The following is a 19,173-nucleotide window of genomic DNA, read 5'->3' as shown; positions in this document are numbered from 1 at the left end:
CCGTCATTGTCGTGGTCGCCCTCATGTTTCCCTTCTTTATTTTGGGTTGGAACAAGGTGGTTGACCGGTTCGCCGGCGTTCCCTGATCAGCCCTACCCCCTGGAAAGTATCTTCCCATGTCGCACCCCAGCACCAACCGCTGCATCGTTCCCGTCGCCTTGGATGACCGCGCCTATGACATCCATATCGGTGCCGGCCTGCTGGCCGATGCCGGCGCGCTGATCCAGGCGGTGGTGCCGGGCCGGCCGCTGGTGGTGCTGACCGACAGCCATGTAGCCGAACGGCACCTGTCGCCGCTATTGGCCTCGCTGGCTGCCAGCGGCGCCCGGGTGCTGGAACCGGTGGTGGTGCCGGCGGGGGAGGCATCGAAGGAGATGTCCCGCCTGGGCGAGGTGATGGACGCGCTGCTGTCGCGCGGGATTGAGCGCAAGACGGTGCTGGTGGCGCTGGGCGGCGGCGTGGTGGGCGACCTGGGCGGCTTCGCCGCCGCCATCGCGCTGCGCGGGCTGGATTTCATCCAGGTGCCAACCACCCTGCTGAGTCAGGTTGACAGTTCTGTGGGCGGCAAGACCGGCATCAACAGCCGCCATGGCAAGAACCTGATCGGCGCCTTCCACCAGCCGCGTCTGGTGCTGGCCGATACCGACACGCTGGCCACCCTGCCGAAACGCGAAGTGCTGGCCGGCTATGCGGAGGTGGTGAAATACGGGCTGATCGACAATCCCGGCTTCTTCCAATGGCTGGAAGAACAGGGCCAGGCCATCGTTGATGGTGATCCCGCCCTGCTGGCAGAGGCCATCCGTGTCTCCTGTCTGGCCAAGGCCGCCATCGTGGCGCAGGACGAAAAGGAATCGGGCCTGCGCGAGCTGCTAAATCTGGGCCACACATTCGGCCATGCGCTGGAGGCGGAGGCCGGTTATGGCGACGCCCTGCTGCATGGCGAAGCCGTTGCCATCGGCATGGTGATGGCGTTTGACCTGTCGGTGCGCATGGGCCTGTGCCCGGCCGAGGATGCCGCCCGCGCCCGCGCGCATCTGGCTGCCGTCGGCCTGCCGGTGACGGCGGCGCATCTGGGCGGCGGCACCTGGACGGCGGAAAAGCTGCTGGCCCATACGGCCAAGGACAAGAAGGTGAAGGATGGCCGCGTCACCTTCATCCTGGCGCGCGGCATCGGCAAGGCCTTTCGCTGCGCCGATGTGGCGCTGGATGATGTGAAGGCGGTCTTCGCCGCCTCCCTGGCCGGGTGAAGGCGCGATGACCGCCGCCGCCCCCTCCATCCCCCGCCTGATCGGCCATCGCGGTGCCGCCCGCCATGCCCCGGAAAACACGCTCTCCGGGATGCGCACCGCCGCATTGCAGGGCGCGCTGTGGGTGGAGCTGGATGTGAAGCTGACAGCGGACGGCGTGCCCGTGCTGCTGCATGATGATGATCTGGACCGCACCACCAACGGGCATGGCCCGGCGGCGCAGATTGATTTCGTCGATCTGCGCAAACTGGATGCCGGTTCCTGGTTCAGCCCCGAATTTCGCGGCGAAAAGGTGCCGACCCTGGCGGAGGCGATCCAGGCGGCCAGCCTGCTGGATCTGGGCCTGAACCTGGAGATCAAGCCCTGCCCCGGCCGCGATGAACAGACGGCGGGCATTGCCCTGTCGCTGGCGCTGGGCCTGTGGCCGGCCAACCGGCCGCCGCCGCTGATCAGCAGCTTTTCGGTGGAAGCGCTGGAAATGGCGAAAACCGTGGCACCGCACTGGCCGCGCGGTTACCTGATGGATGAGGTGCCGGCCGATTGGGCGGAGATTGCCGACCGGCTGGACGTCACCACCATCAATATCAATGCGAAACGGGAAAGTGCGGAAAGCATCGCCGCCTACCGCGCCACCGGCCGCCCGGTGCTGGCCTATACGGTGAATGAGGTGGAAGAGGCGCGCCGCCTGTTCACCTGGGGCGTCAAAGGCCTGTTCACCGACACGCCCAAGGGCCTGCTGCAGGGGCTGACCGGCCGGGGCTGAGAGGCCACCCACACCGCAAGAAAAAAAAGGGGGGCGAATGACCGCCCCCCTTACACTTACTCCCCAAACACGCGGCGGAAAATCGTGTCCGCATGTTTGGTGTGATAGGCCAGATCGAACACATCATCGATCTGCGCTTCGCCCAGATGCTGCACCACATCGGCGTCGGATTTCAGCATGGTGCGGAAATCCTTGCCTTCCAGCCAGACCGGCATGGCATTGCGCTGCACGGCGCGATAGGCGTCCTCGCGGCTCATCCCCGCCTGGGTCAGGGCCAGCAGCACGCGCTGGGAATTATGCAGGCCACCCAGCATATCCAGGTTCTTCTGCAGATTTTCCGGGTACACGACCAGCTTTTCCACCAGACCGGTGGCGCGGGCCAGCGCGAAATCAAGTGTCACGGTGGCGTCGGGGCCGATCATGCGTTCGACGGAGGAGTGGGAGATATCCCGTTCATGCCACAGGGTCACATTCTCCAAAGCCGGGGTGACATAGCCGCGCACGATACGGCTCAGGCCCGACAGGTTTTCCGACAGCACCGGGTTGCGCTTGTGCGGCATGGCGCTGGAGCCCTTCTGGCCGGGGGAGAAATATTCCTCCGCCTCGCGCACTTCGGACCGCTGCAAATGGCGGACTTCGGTGGCCAGATTGTCCAGCGACGCGGCGATGACGCCCAGCGTGGCGAAGAACATGGCATGGCGGTCACGCGGGATCACCTGGGTGGAATGTGGCTCCACCGCCAGACCCAGCTTTTCCGCCACATATTCTTCAACGAACGGGTCGATATTGGCGAAGGTACCGACGGCACCGGAAATGGCGCAGGTGGCAATCTCGGCGCGCGCTGCTTCCAGGCGCTTGCGGTTGCGGGCAAAGGCCGCGTAATGGCCGGCCAGCTTCACGCCGAACGTCGTCGGCTCGGCATGGATGCCGTGGCTGCGGCCGATGGTGGGCGTGTATTTATGTTCCAGGGACCGGCGCTTCAGCGCGTCCAGCAGCTTGTCCAGATCGGCCAGCAGCAGGTCGGCGGCCTGGGTCAGCTGCACGGCCAGACAGGTATCCAGCACGTCGGAGCTGGTCATGCCCTGGTGGACGAAGCGCGCTTCCGGCCCGACATGTTCGGCCAGATTGGTCAAAAACGCGATGACGTCGTGCTTGGTCTCGCGCTCGATCTCGTCGATGCGGTCGATCTCCCAGGCCCCGCGCTCCCACACGGCCTTGGCGGCCTCGGCGGGGATCACCCCCAGCTTGGCCTGCGCATCGCAGGCATGGGCCTCGATTTCGAACCAGATGCGGAACCGGTTTTCCGGTTCCCAGATGCGGGTCATTTCGGGGCGGGAATAGCGGGGGATCATGGTTGTCGGCCCTGGCGCGAGAGAAGTGGCGGGAAAGGCGGGGCGGACCATAAGGGCAAGCATTCCCCCTGACCAGTGCCGGAGGGGACAGGGTGCCATGTCCCTTGGTTTTTACATTTTCCCTCAAGCACCGGGCAGACGCATCCGCGCCCTTGGCGATTATACCGACAATTCTTCCAGATGCGGATGCCGGCAGCGGTGCAGGGCGGCGCGCAGGGCGTTGGCGAAATCCTGGCGTTCCGGCGGGGACAGCGCCCGCCCCACCACCAGATGCCGCCCATGGGAAGACAGCGTGATCTGGCTGTGATGGCCCGGCGGTTCTTCCAGGCTGACGCGCAGCCAGGTGGGCTGGAAACTCCAGCGCAACCGCCGCTTGGCCTGCACCCGTTCCACCAGCAGCCGGCTGCTGGTGAGTTCCACCCGTTCATAATCGGCCGCACTGCGGTAACTGGCCTTGAAGGCCAGATAGAGCAGCAGCACATCCAGCCCCATGAAGCCGACGATTGGCCAGGCCCCACTGAGGAAAAAGGCCAGCCCCACGGCCGTGCTGGCCGCCGCCACACAGGCCATCAGGCGGCGAAACCCCTTGGGGCCGAGGCTGCGATGGGGATGGATGGTGGCATGGAAAAACACATGCTCCTCCACCGGGGTCAATGTCTCCCCGGCGCTGGCATCCCTGTCCGGTGGGCGGGAAAGATCGGGCGCTGCATCATTCATCAGGCCAAAATATAGCGGAGCGATATTCCAGGGCAACGGGGATAATTGCGGGTACCGCCGGGGCTGGCTATGGTGCCCCTCACCCCCCGTGACCGCCCCCGGATGCCAGCCTTGAAGCGCGCCGCCATCGACGAATTTTTCCGCCGCCTGTCCGCCAGCAACCCGCATCCGCAGACAGAACTGGCATATTCCAACCCCTATACGCTGCTGGTGGCGGTGGTTTTATCCGCCCAGGCCACCGATGTGGGGGTGAACAAGGCAACAAAGGCCCTGTTCGCCCTGGCCGACAACCCCGCCGCTATGGTGGCACTGGGTGAGGCCACGGTGCGCGACCATGTGAAGACCATCGGCCTGTTCAAGACCAAGGCCGCCAATGTCATCCGCCTGTCGCAGATATTGTTGGAAAAACATGGCGGGGAGGTGCCGAAGCGGCGGGAGGATCTGGAGGAATTGCCGGGTGTGGGCCGCAAGACGGCCAATGTGGTGCTGAACACCGCCTTTGGGGAGCCGACCATCGCCGTCGACACGCATATTTTCCGCGTCTCCAACCGCACCGGGCTGGCGCCGGGCAAGGATGTGGAGGCGGTGGAACAGGCCCTGCTGAAACGGGTGCCCAAGACCTATCGGCTGCACGCCCATCATTGGCTGATCCTGCATGGCCGTTACATCTGCAAGGCCCGCAAGCCGGATTGCCCCGTCTGCCCGGTGCACGACCTCTGCGATTACCCGGCCAAGACGCTGGCGAGGGAGTAGCAGCCCGCCTAAAGGTTAAGCTTTAGGCGGGTTGAAGGCCGGCGACTGCCGGCCCGCGGGCACGTGCCCGCGTAAGCCAAGGGCGCGGATGCGCCCGCCCGGCGACTGAGGGAACGCGAAATCTCCCTTGATCGTTCCGATCAAGGGAGATTGGTAGAATAGCAAACGGCCGGCCCGATAAGGGGCCGGCCGCTTCCTGGACCATTTGATGGGGGTGCCACGGCACCCTTGATAAACGACGCCCGATCAGAAGGCGTAGGTCAGGGACGCCACAAAGCGCGAATCGGCGTTCTTGTCGCCCTTCACGTCGGTGTCGATATACTTCAGATCAACGGTGAACGGCGCGAACTTCAGGGCCACACCGGCGCTCCAGTCCTTATAGTCGGTGCCGTTTTCCAGCTCGTTGAAGCCGATGGCGCTGTTGATCGAGATCATGTCGGTCACAGCAAAGCTGAAGCCCGGCGACAGGTACCAGGCATTGCCGCCCGCCGTGCCGAAGAATTTCGGCGAGTAATAGACCTTGCCGGTCAGGGTCAGCTTGTCGATGGCATAGGCCAGATCCAGACCCGCCTCGAAGTAATCATACTTCAGATCGCTGTCCGCACCCGGATAGGTGTAATAGAGGGCGGTAACCGTATAGGTCAGGTTATCCACCGTGTTGGTATAGCCGCCAAACACATCCAGTTCGACATCGGCGTCGGTGCCGAAATCGACATTGGAGCCCCAGGCGCCAACGAAGAAGCCGCTTTCATGGTTGACGGTCAGGCCGGCCTGGAAGGCAGGGTCTTCACCCGTCTGGCTGAAGCCACGGAACACGTAATCGGAGGTGATGGCCGCGGAGCCGGAGAAGGTGAACGGGGATTCAGCCTGGGCCGCGGACGCGCCGGCGAACATCAGGGCAATAACGGCCGTGGAGGCGAGCAACCGGGAGAAACGCATGAACCACTCCATTATGAGGCATTATGTTTAGGGTCCGTCCGCACATCAGCAAAAGCGATGCCACTCTGCCAGGGGCCGGACCAAGACAACCGAAATATGTAGGTTTGTTCACTGAACGGCCAGATGCCGTTATATTGCTGTGCAACAATCCCGCCGAGTGTTGCAAAATAAATACGCAGTTGCGCCAAACCTGCCTAAATTATGAACGTTTGCACATAAAAGCACAGGCCGCCTTGTGGGGCGGCCTGTGCGCGTAACCAGATCGGGTATAAGGTCCCTGATCAGATGTAGTAAGCCTTCAGCGGTGAGAAACCGTTGAAATTCACCGCACTATAGGTGGTGGTGTAGGCGCCGGTGGCCAGAATGGTCACCTTGTCGCCGATCTTCAGGCTGTCCGGCAGGTGATATTCCGCCTTTTCATAGAGCACATCGGCACTGTCGCAGGTGGGGCCGGCCAGGATCACCGGGGCGGCCGGGCCATCGCGTTCCGTCTGGATCGGATACTTGATGGCCTCATCCATGGTTTCCGCCAGGCCACCGAACTTGCCGATATCCAGATAGACCCAGCGCTTGTCGTCATTGGCCGATTTGCGGGAGATCAGCACCACTTCGGACTGGATGATGCCGGCATTGCCCACCATGCCACGACCGGGCTCGATAATGGTTTCCGGGATGCGATTGCCGAAATGGCGACGCAGGCTCTCATTGATCGCCTCGCCATAGGCCTGGCTGGTCGGCACATCCTTCAGATAACGGGTGGGGAAGCCGCCCCCCATATTGACCATCTTCAGGGCAACGCCCTTCTCTTCGCAGGCGCGGAAAATTTCCGCACAGGTGACCAGTGCGATATCCCACTGGCGCAGGTCGCGCTGCTGGCTGCCGACATGGAAGGAGACGCCATAGGGCACGACATTCATGGTCGCTGCCTGCAGCAGCAGTTCCTTGGCCATGGCGGGTTCACAGCCGAACTTGCGCGACAGCGGCCAGTCAGCCCCTTCACCAGAGGTCAGGATGCGGCAGAAGACGCGCGCCCCCGGCGCATGGTCGGCGATCTTTTCCAGCTCTTCGATGCTGTCAAAGGCGAAGAGATTGACACCCAGCTGGTGGGCGGTGCGGATATCGGCTGCCTTCTTGATGGTATTGCCGAAGGAGATGCGGTCGGCCGAGGCGCCGGCCTCCAGGCAATACTGGATTTCCGGCACCGATGCCGTGTCAAAGCAGGAACCGGACTGCGCCAGCAGGCGCAGGATTTCCGGGGCCGGATTGGCCTTCACGGCATAGAAAATCCGCGCGTCCGGCATGGCGCCGGCCAGCTTGGCATAATTGTCATGCACGACGTCGAGATCCACCACCAGGCAGGGGGTGGCGGGGGACTGTTCGGCAAAGAAACGGGCGATCTTCTCGGTCATCGCGGACTCCGAGGCCAAGCAAATTGGATGATGTCGGGTGGAAAAAACAGTGACAGCCGGACCCATCCCGGGTCCGGTTCCGCTCAAGCGTGCCGCAACGGCCGGCCCAAGCGGGTCAGATACTGGTCACAGAACCAGCAATGCCCCGCACGCCATAGGCCGGGAGCTGACTGAAAAGACGGAGAAGGGCAGGCACGGCGGGCCCACCGACAACAACAAGTACCATCGTAGCCTCCAATTCGCCGCCTTGCTTAAGGGACGGACGAGGATACGCGTTACGTCGTTGCATAACCCCACCGGGTCGACGGCTCCGTCATCCACCTTTATGTGCTTTCATCCTTGAAAGCGGGCGGCGACGGGTGTGGGGGCCATAGGCACGTGCGCTGCGAATGCGCGCTATATAGGGCCGAAGCCCGTGAGGATAAAGCGCTTTTTTGTGTCGGTTCGATTAAATTCTGCAGATCAGGGACGCAGGCGATTCAAATCAAAATTTCGCCACTTTCGCCGCCCATTTTTATCTCACGGGCCGATCAGCTCAGGTTCTGGGAAATGCCGATGCGTTTTGAGACACCCCGTCTCGGCCGCCCCCAGGTGCCCCCCTCAGCGGATCAGCCCTTGTCAAAACCGGTTCTGCCCCGAACCGGTGATATTCTCGGCCACCGCAGATGCCCCCGCGGTGGCCGTTTTCTTTGGCGGATTTCCTGGCATCCGCCCCGCCCTTTCTGGCATCGTGCGGCCCCGACCCCGCTGCCGGAGTGACCGATCATCGTGCGTGCCGCCCCTTCCCCCACTGCCGCCGCTTCACCGGGCGCCTTGCTGGAAGCGCGCGCGCTCACCTGTCTGCGCGGGGCCCGGCTGGTTTTCACCCAGCTGGAATTCAGCCTGGCCGCCGGCGGGGCGCTGCTGCTGGTCGGCCATAATGGCAGCGGCAAATCCAGCCTGCTGCGCCTGCTGGCCGGGCTGTCGCGCCCCTTTGCCGGCGGGCTTTTCTGGCAGAACAGCCCGATTGCCGAGGATATGGAGGCGCATCGCGCCCGGCTGCGCTATGCCGGCCACCAGGATGCGGTGAAGCCGGCCCTGACGGCGCTGGAAAATCTCTGCGTCTGGGCCGGGCTGGACGGGTTGCCCGATGCCACGGGCCGGGCGCAGGCCGCCCTGGCCCAGGTGGAGCTGTCGCACATCGCCGACATGCCCGGCCGCTACCTGTCGGCCGGGCAGAAGAAGCGGGTCAATCTGGCCCGGCTGGCCCTGGCCCCGGCAGCCCATGCGCCCCTGTGGTTGCTGGATGAACCGGCCACTGCCCTGGACCGCGACTCGGTGGCGCGGCTGGCCGCCCTGATGGCGCGGCACCGGGGCGATGGCGGCATGGTGGTGCTGTCCACCCACAGCGCCATCGATCTGCCGGGCGCCCAGGTGCTGGACGTCTCCCGGTTCAGCGCCGATGCGGACGATGCCGATGATGAAGCAGCCGATGGGGAAGCGGCATGAAGGCGATCTGGCATCTGCTGCGCCGGGAATTGCGGCTGGCCCTGCGCCAGGGGGCCGATGCCGCCATGGCCGTGCTGTTCTTTGTGCTGTGCGTGGTGATGTTCCCCTTCGGCATCGGGCCGGAGCCGGGCATCCTGGCCCGCATCGCGCCGGGCGTCATTCTGGTGGCGGCCCTGCTGGCCTCCCTGCTGTCGCTGGACCGGCTGTTCCAGGCTGATCATGAAGATGGCAGCCTGGAACTGCTGGCACTGTCCCCGCCGGGGCTGGAGGCGGTGGCGGTGGCCAAGCTGGCGGCCCATTGGCTGGTGACAGGTCTGCCGCTGATCCTGGCCTCCCCCCTGCTGGCCCTGTTCCTCAACCTGCCGGCGGAGGGTTTTCCCATTCTGCTGCTGGCGCTTGCCATCACCACGCCGTTGCTCAGCCTGATCGGCGGCGTGGGCGCGGCGCTGACGCTGGGGGCGCGGCGCGGGGGGGTGCTGCTGCCGCTGCTGGTGATGCCGCTATACATCCCCGCGCTGATCTTCGCCGCCGCCGCCATCGATGCCGCCCTGATGGGCCATAGCGCCCGGCCGCATCTGCTGTTGCTGGGCGGCTTGCTGGCCGGGGCGGCCACGCTGGCCCCCTTCGCCGTGGCCGCCGCCCTGCGCACGGCCCTGGATTGATGGCCCCCGTCTATATCTTTGGGATATAGTACCCCCCATTACGGCTTGCCCGAAAGGCAGGGTTCCCATAAGGTCGATTTCCCGGCCGGAACCGCCACCAAACCTGATTGCGGTGAGTTCATCTCAACAGGTTCAGCGATGACGGGGTCTGGAATAAAAGGGCCGCCATGGCTTTACCGGTCATGGCACAACAGGCCCGGCCAAATGCTGACGGGGGGTGATTTGCTGGGTTTCTTCACACGCAGCGAACAGGTCATCATTGTCGATGATGATCACGTCCGTTCCGTCACCATCGGCCCCCGCCAGCGCCTGCGCCCGGCGCTTTATGTCGGTCTGGCCCTGCTGGGCATGGTCGCCGCCCTGGGCGGCTGGATCGGTGTCAGTGTCAGCCTGGATCACAGCCGGAAAGACATCGCCAATGTGGAGCAGGGGGCCGATACCCTGGCCCGCCAGCTGGCCGAAAGCCGTGATCAGCTTTCCCGCATGGCGGAGGAGCTGGACAATGCCCGCGACGCCCTGAACACCGCCCTGGCGGAAGAGCAGGAGGCCCGCACCCGCATCGATGCCGCCTTCAATGCCCTGGCGGAAGCAGAGCAGCCGGGGGCCAAGCCGCTGCGCCAGGTGCTGCTGGCGGCGCGCGCCGAACTGGCCCCCCTGCGCATCAAAGGGGAGGAGGGCGGCAGCCATCTCAGCGCCGCCGAACAATCGCTGGCCGCCATCACAGAGGCCAGCGAGGAATTCGCCACCCGCCGCGCCCAGGCCGCCGCCGCCGCGCTGGAACTGTCCATCGGCGGGCTGTCGCAGGAAGAAGGCAATCTGCCCACCCTGCTACTGGCCAGCAGCGGCCTGTCCCGCGCCCTGGCGGAGGCGCAGGCCGATGCCCTGCGCCGTTATGGCGAAGCAGAGGCCGCCAAGGCGGAGCGCGATGCCATGGGTGTGCGGCTGGCCGCCGCCGAACAGCGCATGTCGGCCGTGGCTGCCGGTCAGGTGGCCTTGCTGTCCCGTCTGAACGGCCACGCCCAGCTGCGGGTCGGGATGCTGGAAAGCGAGCTGAAGGGCACCGGCATCAATCTGGAAAAGGTATTGTCCGCTATGACCGACCAGCCGGCCGCCAGCGGGGGCCCGCTGGTCGGTCTGCCTGCGTTGCCGGAGGCGGCCCTGCCGCCGGAAGCGGTGGCCGCGCTGCAGCAGCTGGAATCCAGCCTGGACCGGCAGGCCAAATTACGTTCCCTGGGTAATTACCTGCCCCTGACCCCGCCGGTGGATAATTTCTACACTTCCAGCGGTTTCGGCAGCCGGCGCGATCCCTTCAACAATGAATGGGCCACCCATACCGGGCTGGATCTGGTGGCCCGCGAGGGCTCCCCCGTTACCCTGCCCGCCGCCGGCAAGGTAGTGGCCGTCACCTTCGATGACGGCTATGGCCGCATGGTGGAGGTGGATCATGGTTTCGCCGTCCATACCCGCTATGCCCATCTGGGCAAAGTGCTGGTGAAGCAAGGCGACATTCTGGACCCCGGCAGCCAGATCGGCACGCTGGGTAATAGCGGCCGCAGCTCCGGCCCGCATCTGCATTACGAGGTGCTGCTGGAAGGCAAGCCCGTCGATCCCCTACGCTTCATGGAGAAAAGCCGGCATGTTTGCGAAGGTTAAGGAACGCATTGAGGCCGGCACCCGCCCCGGCAACAGCCCGTCTGGCAATGGCAGCAATGGCGGTCCGGGGGCCGCTGAACGCAAAGCCATCCCTTCCATCATCAGCCGCGACATGGTGATCACCGGCGATCTGGACACACCCGGGGAACTGCATGTGGAAGGCAGCATCCGGGGGGATGTACGCTGCGCCCGGCTGATCATCGGCGCCACCGGCAGCGTGCAGGGCCATATCTTCGCCACCACCGTGCGCATTCATGGCCGGGTGCAGGGGGAGATCAATGCAGAGGAAGTGTTCCTGCTGAACGGCTCCACCATCAGTGGTGATGTGGTGCAGACCATGCTGGAAATCGCCCCCGGTGCCAGCTTTGAAGGGGCGGTGCGCCGGCGCGGTGCCGATGCCGCCCCCCGGATGCTGGCCGCCCCGGTGGCACCACCGGAAACACGGATCGACGCTGCTGAGCCGGCGGCAGCGACCGATGCCGGAATCCCCTCCCCTGAACCTGAGGTTGCCGGGGCGTCGCTGACTGAAGCCGCGGCTGCCCTTGTCGCGGCGGACAAGGAGCCAGTGCCGGTCAAGCTGTCAGAGACCAGCGAAGGGGACCGGCCCGCCCAGCCTAATACCAATCTCCCTTGATCGTGACCGATCCAGGGAGATTTTGCGTTCCCTCAATCGCCGGGCGGCGGCATCCGGCGGGTTGGTATCAATCAAAGGCGAAGGCATCCATGGCCAGGATGACCCGATCGGTACTGCTGTGCAGCAGCCGGGCCGGGATGCCGGGCGTGCCCGCCCCCATGGCCACAAACAACGGCAGCAGATGTTCTGTCGTCGGGTGATTGCGCCGCGCCTCTGGTGCCTGGCGCAGCCAGTCCAGGGCAGCATCCTGGCGGCCTTCCAGCAGCGCGCCGCGCATCCAATCGGCAAACTGGTTGACCCAGTCCGGCACCGGCGCATCCGGGGCCTGATAGCGCATTTCCATCAGATTATGGGTGAAGCTGCCTGAGCCCAGGATCAGCACGCCCTCATCGCGCAGCGGGCGCAGGGCGGCGCCGATGCGGGCATGCCAGCCGGCATCCCGATCCGGCTGCACGGAAAGCTGCGTCACCGGGATATCGGCGGCGGGAAAGGCCAGGGTCAGCGGTGTCCAGGCACCATGATCCAGCCCCCGGTCGGCGCTGCCAAAGGCGCGGATGCCGGCCTGGGCCAGCAATTCCCCCGCCCGGTGCGCCAGGGCTGGCGCGCCGGGGGCCGGATAGCGCATGGCGAACAGGGCGGGCGGAAAGCCCCGGAAATCATGAATGGTCTCCGGCCGCTCCGCCAGGGACAGGGCTGGTTCCGACGTCTCCCAATGGGCGGAGATGGCCAGGATGGCCTGCGGCCGGGGGAACAGTGCCGCCAGACGGCAAAGGAAATGATGGGCCGGGGCGTCCTGTTCCAGCGCCAGCATGGGCGAACCGTGGGAAATGAAAATGGCGGGCAGGCTGGACATGGACGGCACGGGCCCCTTGGCTGGATCAATGATCCAGTCAGAATGACACAGATGCAGGGGCAAAGCGCTGACGACCGTCACAGCGGGAAGCGCTGAAGGGGCCTATGGGCCGGAAAAATCGGGGAGAATGGTGGGCGCGGGTGGAATCGAACCACCGACCTCTCGCTTATCAGGCGAGTGCTCTAACCCCTGAGCTACGCGCCCCCGTCCGCTGATGCAGCGGGGAAAATATGCTGCGGAAAATGGAAAAAGCCGGCAGGTGGCCGGCTTTCGCAGCACCGGAGAGGGGATGGTGGGCGCGGGTGGAATCGAACCACCGACCTCTCGCTTATCAGGCGAGTGCTCTAACCCCTGAGCTACGCGCCCCTCTCGTGGAGCGCGGTGATAGAGATATGGAGGCCACGTGTCAAGTCTATTTCAGCAGACAGCCGATTGCATGGGCCCCCTGCATCCAGGGCAGGGGGTGACGGATCGCACTGCACAATCAAGGCAAGCCCCCCAGATTGCCGCCCCCAACCCATGATGGTAAAGAAGATCAGCGGCAAGATGGCACGCAGGCGCCAGGGGCAGGCGACGGGAATCGGAATGGACGATCACGGAGCGGAACCGGGCAAGGCCGGGCATATATGGCGGGCCGCCGCCCAGGGGCTGGCCCATCTGGACCGGGTGCTGATCGCCGCCTTGGGCTTGGGCGCGCTGCTGGGTGCTATGCTGCTCTGGTGGCAGATTGATGGCCGCATCCACGCGCTGGAATCGGTGCTGGCCAACCAGATCCGTCTGCGGGCCAGTGCCATTGATGTACAGATGCAGGCCGCGCAAGGCCATCTGGAGGCCTTGCGACAACGCGCCGAACTTTTCTACGCCGAATATCCGGCCCCGGCAGAGATGCCGCAAGGCAGCCTGCTGACCGCCTTTCTGGCCAGCAATCCCGGCAATGACCCGGCTTTGCCCTATTCACTGGATCGGCTGCCCCCGCCCTATCTGACCAGCCAGATCGGCAATCTGATCGCCCTGTCGGCCGATGATGCCGCCCAGCAGCCGGAGATTTCCCGCGCTGATGCGGGGGCCTGGCGGCAGGAAGCGGCGATGTTGGTGCAGTTGCTGCCGCTGATGGCCGTGACGCAGAAGGTGGTGCCGGAGGTGCGGCGCCTGCTTTATATCTCCCGCGCCGGCATGGTGGGGCTGCACCCCTGGGTGCGCAGTGATGAAACGGACCTGCTGCTGCAATTGGCCACCACCCCGGCCTTTCGCCATGCCGGCCCGGCGCTGAACCCGCAGGGCGGCCCGGTCTGGACCCTGTCCGCCCCCGACCAGCCGGACAGGATGGTCACCCTGTCCCTGCCGCTGACCCTGGAAGGGCGGTTTCTCGGCAGCTTCGCTCTGGATGTGCCGCTGGCCGGCATCCGGGAAAAGCTGGGATCGGTGGTCCGGACCGATGCCGCCATGCTGCTGGTGGATGGCAATGGCCATATCATCGCCAGCAGCCAGGACGGCCCGGCACCCGCCTTGCTGGATGATGTGCTGCCGGGGGGCCTGGAACGGCTGGCCGGCGGGGGGCCGCTGCATGGTTTCAACCAGCCCTTCACCGTCAGTGCGGCGCTGAAATCCGCGCCCTGGCACATGGTCTATGTCACCCCACCCTTCAGCCTGCTGCTGGTGGCCATGCAGGATGTGGTGATTTCGGTGCTGGGCTTCGTCGCTTCGCTGCTGGTGATGCTGTTCATTGTCCGCCGGCTGATGCAGCGGACGCTGAAGGTGCGCGATCAGGCGGTGCAGGCCGAGCGCAATGCCCGCGCCGCCGCAGAGCGCGCCTTGACCGATCTGCGCGCCGCCCATGATGAGCTGGATTTCCTGAACCGGGAAAAGACGCGCTTCTTCTCCCTGGTCTCCCACGATCTGCGCGGGCCGTTCAACAGTATGCTGGGCATGACCCAGGAACTGGCCGACCATGCCCCGCGCATGTCGGCGGAAGATACGGCTGATTTCGCCCGCACCGTGCATGAAATGGCGCGCAAGGTCTTCGATCTGCTAGAAAATCTGCTGCAATGGTCACGGGTGCAGATGTCGGGCACGCCCTTTGCCCCCATGGTTTTCCCGGTGCGTGACGTGGTGGGCGATGCGGTGCGCGATGTCGCCTCCGCCGCCCTGGCCAAGGATATCCAGGTTCTGGATGCGGTCGGCGACCGGTGGGTGCTGGCCGACCGCACCATGGCGCTGGCCATCCTGCGCAACCTGTTGATGAACGCCGTGAAATTCAGCCATCCGGGCGGGGTGGTGCATGTCACCTCCCGCGCGCAGGGGGACCGGCTGGAAATTGCCGTGACCGACAAGGGCATTGGCATGGAGCCATCGCAGCTGCAACAGCTGCTGCGCGCCGGGCCAGGGGCCAGCCGCCCCGGCACCCAGGGCGAAACCGGCACCGGCCTGGGCCTGACCCTGGTGCGCGATCTGGCCCTGCGCCATGGCGGGGAACTGCGCCTGGAAAGCGAGCCGGGCCGGGGCACCATTGCCAGCTTCACCCTGCCCCTGTCAGCCGACCCGGCCGAAACCCGGCGACTGGCCGCGCTGAAGGCTGATTAGGGCGGATCGCGCCGGGGCGCCGACAGAACTCCCCCCAAAAACAAAACCGCCCGCCTCCGGTGACGGAAGGCGGGCGGTTTCAAGACGGCTGAACACCCCCCGCCAACCGGCAGGGGGTATGCCAACGGATCACAGATCCTTGGCGATCTTGTTCAGGCGCAGGCGGAGCGCGTTCAGCTTGATGAAGCCTTCGGCGTCCTTCTGGTTATAGACGCTGTCCGCCTCAAACGTCACATAATCCAGCCGGTACAGGCTGTTGGGGCTCTGGCGGCCGACAACGCGGGCGCTACCCTTGAACAGCTTCAGCCGGACCACGCCGTTGACGCGTTCTTGGGTCTTGTCGATCAGGGCCTGCAGGGCCTCGCGCTCCGGGCTGAACCAGAAGCCGTTATAGATCAGCTTGGCATAGCGCGGCATCACCTCGTCCTTCAGGTGCATGGCCTCGCGGTCCAGGGTGATGCTTTCCATGCCGCGATGGGCGATAGACAGCAGGGTGCCGCCCGGTGTCTCGTACACGCCACGGGACTTCATGCCGACAAAGCGGTTTTCCACCAGATCCAGGCGGCCGATGCCATGCTTGCCGGCCAGACGGTTCAGCTCCGTCAGCAGAGCTGCCGGCGACAGCTTCACGCCATTCACGGCGACGGCATCGCCCTTCACATATTCGATCTCGACATATTCCGCCTCGTCCGGGGCCTTTTCCGGGGCCACGGTGCGGGTGAACATGTCCTCGTCCGGTTCCACCCACGGGTTTTCCAGCGCCTTGCCTTCATAGGAAATGTGCAGCAGGTTGGCGTCGGTGGAATAAGGCGCCTCGCCGCGCTTGTCCTTGGCGATGGGAATCTGGTGCTTTTCGGCAAATTCCAGCAGCTGGGTGCGGCTGTTCAGATCCCATTCGCGCCAGGGCGCGATCACCGTCACATCCGGCTTCAGGGCGTAATAGCCCAGCTCAAACCGGACCTGATCATTGCCCTTGCCGGTGGCGCCGTGGGACACGGCATCGGCACCGACCTGATTGGCGATTTCAATCTGGCGCTTGGCGATCAGCGGGCGGGCGATCGAGGTGCCCAGCAGATAGGTACCTTCATACAGCGTGTTGGCCCGGAACATCGGGAACACGAAATCCCGCACGAATTCTTCGCGCAGATCGTCGATGAAGATGTTTTCCGGCTTCACGCCCAGCAGCTCGGCCTTGGCGCGGGCGGGCTCCAGCTCCTCCCCCTGGCCGAGATCGGCGGTGAAGGTGACCACCTCGCAACGGTAGGTCTCCTGCAGCCATTTCAGGATCACCGAGGTATCGAGGCCGCCGGAATAGGCGAGCACGACTTTCTTCACGCCGCTCTTCATGGGAAATATCCGCCACGGTTTTATGTTGAACCGGGCACGGACGTTAGCGACAGCCCGGCCCGCTGTCCAGTTCCGCCCCTTGGCCACAGGGTACTTGCAACCCAGCTTTTCCAAAAGGGCTGGCGAGGCGGCGGCTTCGTGATACCAAGAAGCCGATCTCGATTCGATATAATGACGACCTGGGGAGTGATGGTTGATGAGCGGTGGCGCGAAGATCGTGATTGCCTGCCTGCTGGCCTTGCTGGTGCTGGCCGTGGCCACGGGTGTGCTGGCCTGGGGGCAGGTGGATGACGGGCAGCCGATCAGCCTGCATGGCATCGTCGCCCTGGTGCTGGGCGGCCTGGGTTCCCTGGTGGTGGGGGGCGGGCTGATGGCCCTGGTCTTTTTCTCCAACCGTTCCGGCCATGATCAGGCGGTGCATGAGGAGACGCGGCGCGCCATGGGGGAAAAACCCGATACAACCGATTATATCTCCAAGACGTGATTTATCACAGCCCGCGCCTGCCCCATATTGGTATGGACAAAAAGAGGTACCCCCCTGGCTTAACCATTTTATTTGAGAAAAGGTCCGGCCCCGCCCCATGGCCCTGATCAGCAAAGCCTTAAAGCTTATCGACGAAGAACAGCGGTCGCCGCTGTACCGCTATGGCTTCGCGCTCTTCAGCGTGGTGATTGCCACGCTGTTGCGGCACTGGGCAGACCCGTTCATGCCATCGGGCTATCCGTTCCTGACCTATTTCCCCACGGTCATCCTCACCGCCCTGGTGGCGGGCCTGTGGCCGGGAATTGCTGCCTCCCTCCTCTCCGGGCTGGCCGCTTGGTATTTCTTCATGCCGCCCTTCCGGGCCTTCACCCTGGATGGGCCCAACGCCTTTGCCTTGGGCTTCTTCTTCCTGGTGGTGTCCATTGATATCGCCATCATCCATCTGATCCGGCTGGCCCTAGCCCAGCTGCGGCGCGAACGGGAACGGGCGCTGCGGGCGGAGGAGACGGCCCTGGACCATGCCCGTCAGCGGGAGGTGCTGTTTGCCGAGCTGCAGCACCGCGTTTCCAACAATCTGCAGCTTGTCTCTGCCCTGCTGGCCCTGCAACGGGCGGACATCACGGATGAGGGCGCGCGGCGGGTGCTGGCCGATGCGGCCGGGCGGCTGGCCCTGATCGGCCGCATCCACCGCCGCCTGCATGATCCCAACAGCAGCCAGAGCGATCTCCCCCTATTCCTGCGTGAACTGGCCGACGATCTGCTGGCCGCCGCCGGGGTGGAGGGCGTGAATTGTCAGGTCAGCGCGCCGTCGCTGCCGCTTTTGTCGGAAAAGATGGTGCCGCTGGCCCTGATCGTGGCCGAACTGGTCAGCAATGCCATGGAACATGGTTTCAAAGACCGGGAGGGCGGCCGGATTGATCTGGTGGTGACGCCGGCGGAGGGCGACCGGCTCTGCCTGATTATCAGCGATGATGGCGGCGGCCTGCCGCCCGGCTTCGATCTGGCCCACACGCAGAGCCTGGGGCTGCGGCTGGTGAAATTACTGGCCCAGCAGATCGACGCCCGGTTTGAAATGCGCAGCGGCCGGGGCACGGAAGCCCGGCTGGTGTTTAATCCGGGTTGAGGGGTTATCCAAGGGGCATGACCCATGCCCCTTGGAGGCCGGCGACTGCCGGCCCGCGTCCCCATGGGCGCGTAAGCCAAGCTGCCGGAGGCAGCGCCCGGCACTTGAGGGAACATAAAGAAACCAAGAGCCATGATCCATGGCTCTTGGTTTTATCCCCGCCATTGCCCCCGGCGCTGCAGCACATCGCGCAACAGGGTGGGACGGTCACTGATCAGCCCGTCCACCCCGATATCCAGCAGATATTCCATCTCCGCCGCCTCATCCACCGTCCAGACATGCACGGGCAGCCCGTGGCGATGGGCGTTGCGGATAAAGGCGGGGGTAACGATGGGCAGGCCATGATGGCGGCGGGGTACCTGCAGGCAGTCACTGCCCGGCCGCCCCAGCGGCAGGCCATGCGCGCCGAACCAGACGCGCGCCACCTGGGCCGGGCCGGCGCTGGAACAGAGGTCCGGCCCCAGCGCCCGCCGCAGCCGCGCCAGCCGCGCGCCGGAAAAGGAACCGACGCAGACCCGACCCAGCGCGCCATACCGGCGCAGCATGTCGGGCAAAGCCAGGGCGGCACGGTCGCTTTTGGGATCGATGTTCAGGTGCAGGTCCGGCCAGCGTTCCAGCACCTCTTCCAGCAGGGGGATCGGTTCCTGCCCGGCAATGCGGGCCTGGGCAATGGCGGACCAGGGCAGCGCGCCCACCCGCCCCTGCCCATCGGTCAGCCGGTCCAGCATATCATCGTGGAAGATGATCAGCCGGCCATCGCCCGTCAATTGCACATCGGTTTCGATATAGCGGAAGCCCAGATCGATGGCGCGGGCAAAGGCGGCAAGGCTGTTTTCCGGCGCTTCCAGCCCGCCGCCGCGATGGGCAAAGGCAATAGGGCCGTCATGGTCCAGATAGGGATGCCGCCCGGCCCGCCGCATCGGCATCAACCCGCCGGCGGCTTCTGGTCCAGCCGGGGCCAGCGGGCCAGCGCCATGTACCACAGGCCCGCCGTCAGCAGCGGAAACCAGAGGAAGACCACCAGGGCCCAGAGCGGGTTACGCCCGATCTTGCCCAGCGCCACCCCGGCCATGCAGATGGTCCAGGTGATGGACAGCACCACGATCAGCGTGGCCAGCCAGCCGGGCAGAAACAGGAACAGTTCCACACTGTCACCAAAAACCGGCATG

At 64.9% G+C, this 19,173-nt stretch carries 18 protein-coding genes and 2 tRNA genes; 10 read left to right on the top strand and 10 right to left on the bottom strand.

The window, feature by feature from the left end; all coding sequences use genetic code 11:
• Positions 1-116 precede the first annotated feature (116 nt).
• Entirely contained in the window at positions 117-1,247 is a 1,131-nt protein-coding gene (gene aroB, locus CHB97_RS15290) for a 3-dehydroquinate synthase (protein WP_089288842.1), read from the top strand.
• Between the two features lie 7 nt (positions 1,248-1,254).
• A complete protein-coding gene (ugpQ, locus tag CHB97_RS15285) occupies positions 1,255-2,010 on the top strand; it encodes a glycerophosphodiester phosphodiesterase (protein ID WP_089288841.1) in 756 nt (251 codons plus the stop codon).
• Between the two features lie 56 nt (positions 2,011-2,066).
• On the opposite strand, the gene purB is transcribed toward ugpQ, so the two are convergent.
• Positions 2,067-3,362, bottom strand: coding sequence for an adenylosuccinate lyase (gene purB / locus CHB97_RS15280; RefSeq protein ID WP_089288840.1), 1,296 nt, complete (start codon positions 3,360-3,362; stop codon positions 2,067-2,069).
• Positions 3,363-3,521: 159 nt separating this feature from the next.
• The gene (locus tag CHB97_RS15275; RefSeq protein ID WP_089288839.1) at positions 3,522-4,079 is read right to left on the bottom strand and encodes a DUF2244 domain-containing protein; all 558 of its coding nucleotides are present in this window, start codon (positions 4,077-4,079) and stop codon (positions 3,522-3,524) included.
• Positions 4,080-4,148: 69 nt separating this feature from the next.
• Here CHB97_RS15275 and nth point away from each other — a divergent pair, with 69 nt between their 5' ends.
• Positions 4,149-4,832 carry an endonuclease III gene (gene nth, locus CHB97_RS15270; RefSeq protein ID WP_244559558.1) on the top strand — a complete coding sequence of 228 codons (684 nt, stop codon included), beginning with the start codon at positions 4,149-4,151 and terminating at the stop codon, positions 4,830-4,832.
• A gap of 246 nt (positions 4,833-5,078) precedes the next feature.
• Here the strand turns inward: nth and CHB97_RS15265 are convergent, their stop codons facing one another.
• Positions 5,079-5,771, bottom strand: a complete 693-nt coding sequence (locus CHB97_RS15265; protein ID WP_160105899.1) for a TorF family putative porin — start codon at positions 5,769-5,771, stop codon at positions 5,079-5,081.
• A 281-nt stretch (positions 5,772-6,052) separates the two neighbouring features.
• Positions 6,053-7,180 (bottom strand): type III PLP-dependent enzyme, encoded by a 1,128-nt coding sequence (locus tag CHB97_RS15260; protein ID WP_089288836.1) that lies wholly within the window; start codon positions 7,178-7,180, stop codon positions 6,053-6,055.
• A 768-nt stretch (positions 7,181-7,948) separates the two neighbouring features.
• Between CHB97_RS15260 and ccmA the strand changes: the two genes are divergently transcribed.
• From ccmA to CHB97_RS15240, 4 genes are all read left to right on the top strand, one after another.
• Positions 7,949-8,668: a heme ABC exporter ATP-binding protein CcmA gene (ccmA, locus tag CHB97_RS15255; protein WP_244559557.1), complete on the top strand. Its 720-nt coding sequence runs from the start codon at positions 7,949-7,951 to the stop codon at positions 8,666-8,668.
• A complete protein-coding gene (gene ccmB / locus CHB97_RS15250) occupies positions 8,665-9,330 on the top strand; it encodes a heme exporter protein CcmB (protein ID WP_089288834.1) in 666 nt (221 codons plus the stop codon). The genes ccmA and ccmB overlap by 4 nt, the downstream gene beginning before the upstream one ends.
• Before the next feature lie 204 nt (positions 9,331-9,534).
• Entirely contained in the window at positions 9,535-10,983 is a 1,449-nt protein-coding gene (locus tag CHB97_RS15245; protein WP_143270936.1) for a M23 family metallopeptidase, read from the top strand.
• On the top strand, positions 10,967-11,617 hold the full coding sequence (locus CHB97_RS15240) for a polymer-forming cytoskeletal protein (protein WP_089288832.1): 651 nt from the start codon (positions 10,967-10,969) through the stop codon (positions 11,615-11,617). The genes CHB97_RS15245 and CHB97_RS15240 overlap by 17 nt, the downstream gene beginning before the upstream one ends.
• Before the next feature lie 67 nt (positions 11,618-11,684).
• On the opposite strand, the gene CHB97_RS15235 is transcribed toward CHB97_RS15240, so the two are convergent.
• The 3 genes from CHB97_RS15235 to CHB97_RS15225 form a co-directional block, all read right to left on the bottom strand.
• Entirely contained in the window at positions 11,685-12,470 is a 786-nt protein-coding gene (locus CHB97_RS15235; protein WP_089288831.1) for a class III extradiol ring-cleavage dioxygenase, read from the bottom strand.
• A gap of 128 nt (positions 12,471-12,598) precedes the next feature.
• Positions 12,599-12,674 (bottom strand) — tRNA-Ile (locus CHB97_RS15230).
• Positions 12,675-12,760: 86 nt separating this feature from the next.
• Positions 12,761-12,836, bottom strand: a tRNA-Ile gene (locus CHB97_RS15225).
• Positions 12,837-13,055: 219 nt separating this feature from the next.
• On the opposite strand from CHB97_RS15225, the gene CHB97_RS15220 reads away from it, so the two are divergent.
• Complete coding sequence (locus tag CHB97_RS15220) at positions 13,056-15,050, top strand: ATP-binding protein (protein WP_160105897.1); 1,995 nt, start codon at positions 13,056-13,058, stop codon at positions 15,048-15,050.
• Between the two features lie 129 nt (positions 15,051-15,179).
• Here CHB97_RS15220 and CHB97_RS15215 read toward each other — a convergent pair whose 3' ends face one another.
• On the bottom strand, positions 15,180-16,397 hold the full coding sequence (locus CHB97_RS15215; RefSeq protein WP_089288829.1) for an argininosuccinate synthase: 1,218 nt from the start codon (positions 16,395-16,397) through the stop codon (positions 15,180-15,182).
• A gap of 196 nt (positions 16,398-16,593) precedes the next feature.
• Here CHB97_RS15215 and CHB97_RS15210 point away from each other — a divergent pair, with 196 nt between their 5' ends.
• Positions 16,594-16,881, top strand: a complete 288-nt coding sequence (locus tag CHB97_RS15210) for a hypothetical protein (RefSeq protein WP_200819958.1) — start codon at positions 16,594-16,596, stop codon at positions 16,879-16,881.
• 97 nt (positions 16,882-16,978) lie between these two features.
• A complete protein-coding gene (locus tag CHB97_RS15205) occupies positions 16,979-18,004 on the top strand; it encodes a sensor histidine kinase (RefSeq protein ID WP_089288828.1) in 1,026 nt (341 codons plus the stop codon).
• Positions 18,005-18,156: 152 nt separating this feature from the next.
• Here the strand turns inward: CHB97_RS15205 and CHB97_RS15200 are convergent, their stop codons facing one another.
• Positions 18,157-18,930: a glycerophosphodiester phosphodiesterase gene (locus CHB97_RS15200; protein WP_200819957.1), complete on the bottom strand. Its 774-nt coding sequence runs from the start codon at positions 18,928-18,930 to the stop codon at positions 18,157-18,159.
• The gene (locus tag CHB97_RS15195; RefSeq protein ID WP_089288827.1) at positions 18,930-19,172 is read right to left on the bottom strand and encodes a hypothetical protein; all 243 of its coding nucleotides are present in this window, start codon (positions 19,170-19,172) and stop codon (positions 18,930-18,932) included. Before CHB97_RS15195 ends, CHB97_RS15200 begins: the two co-directional genes overlap by 1 nt.
• Position 19,173: the final 1 nt, after the last annotated feature.

The organism is Azospirillum sp. RU38E (genome assembly GCF_900188385.1).
Taxonomy (GTDB): domain Bacteria; phylum Pseudomonadota; class Alphaproteobacteria; order Azospirillales; family Azospirillaceae; genus Niveispirillum.
The sequence above is the reverse complement of the archived record's forward strand: the minus strand, read 5'-3'. Positions and strand labels throughout refer to the sequence as shown.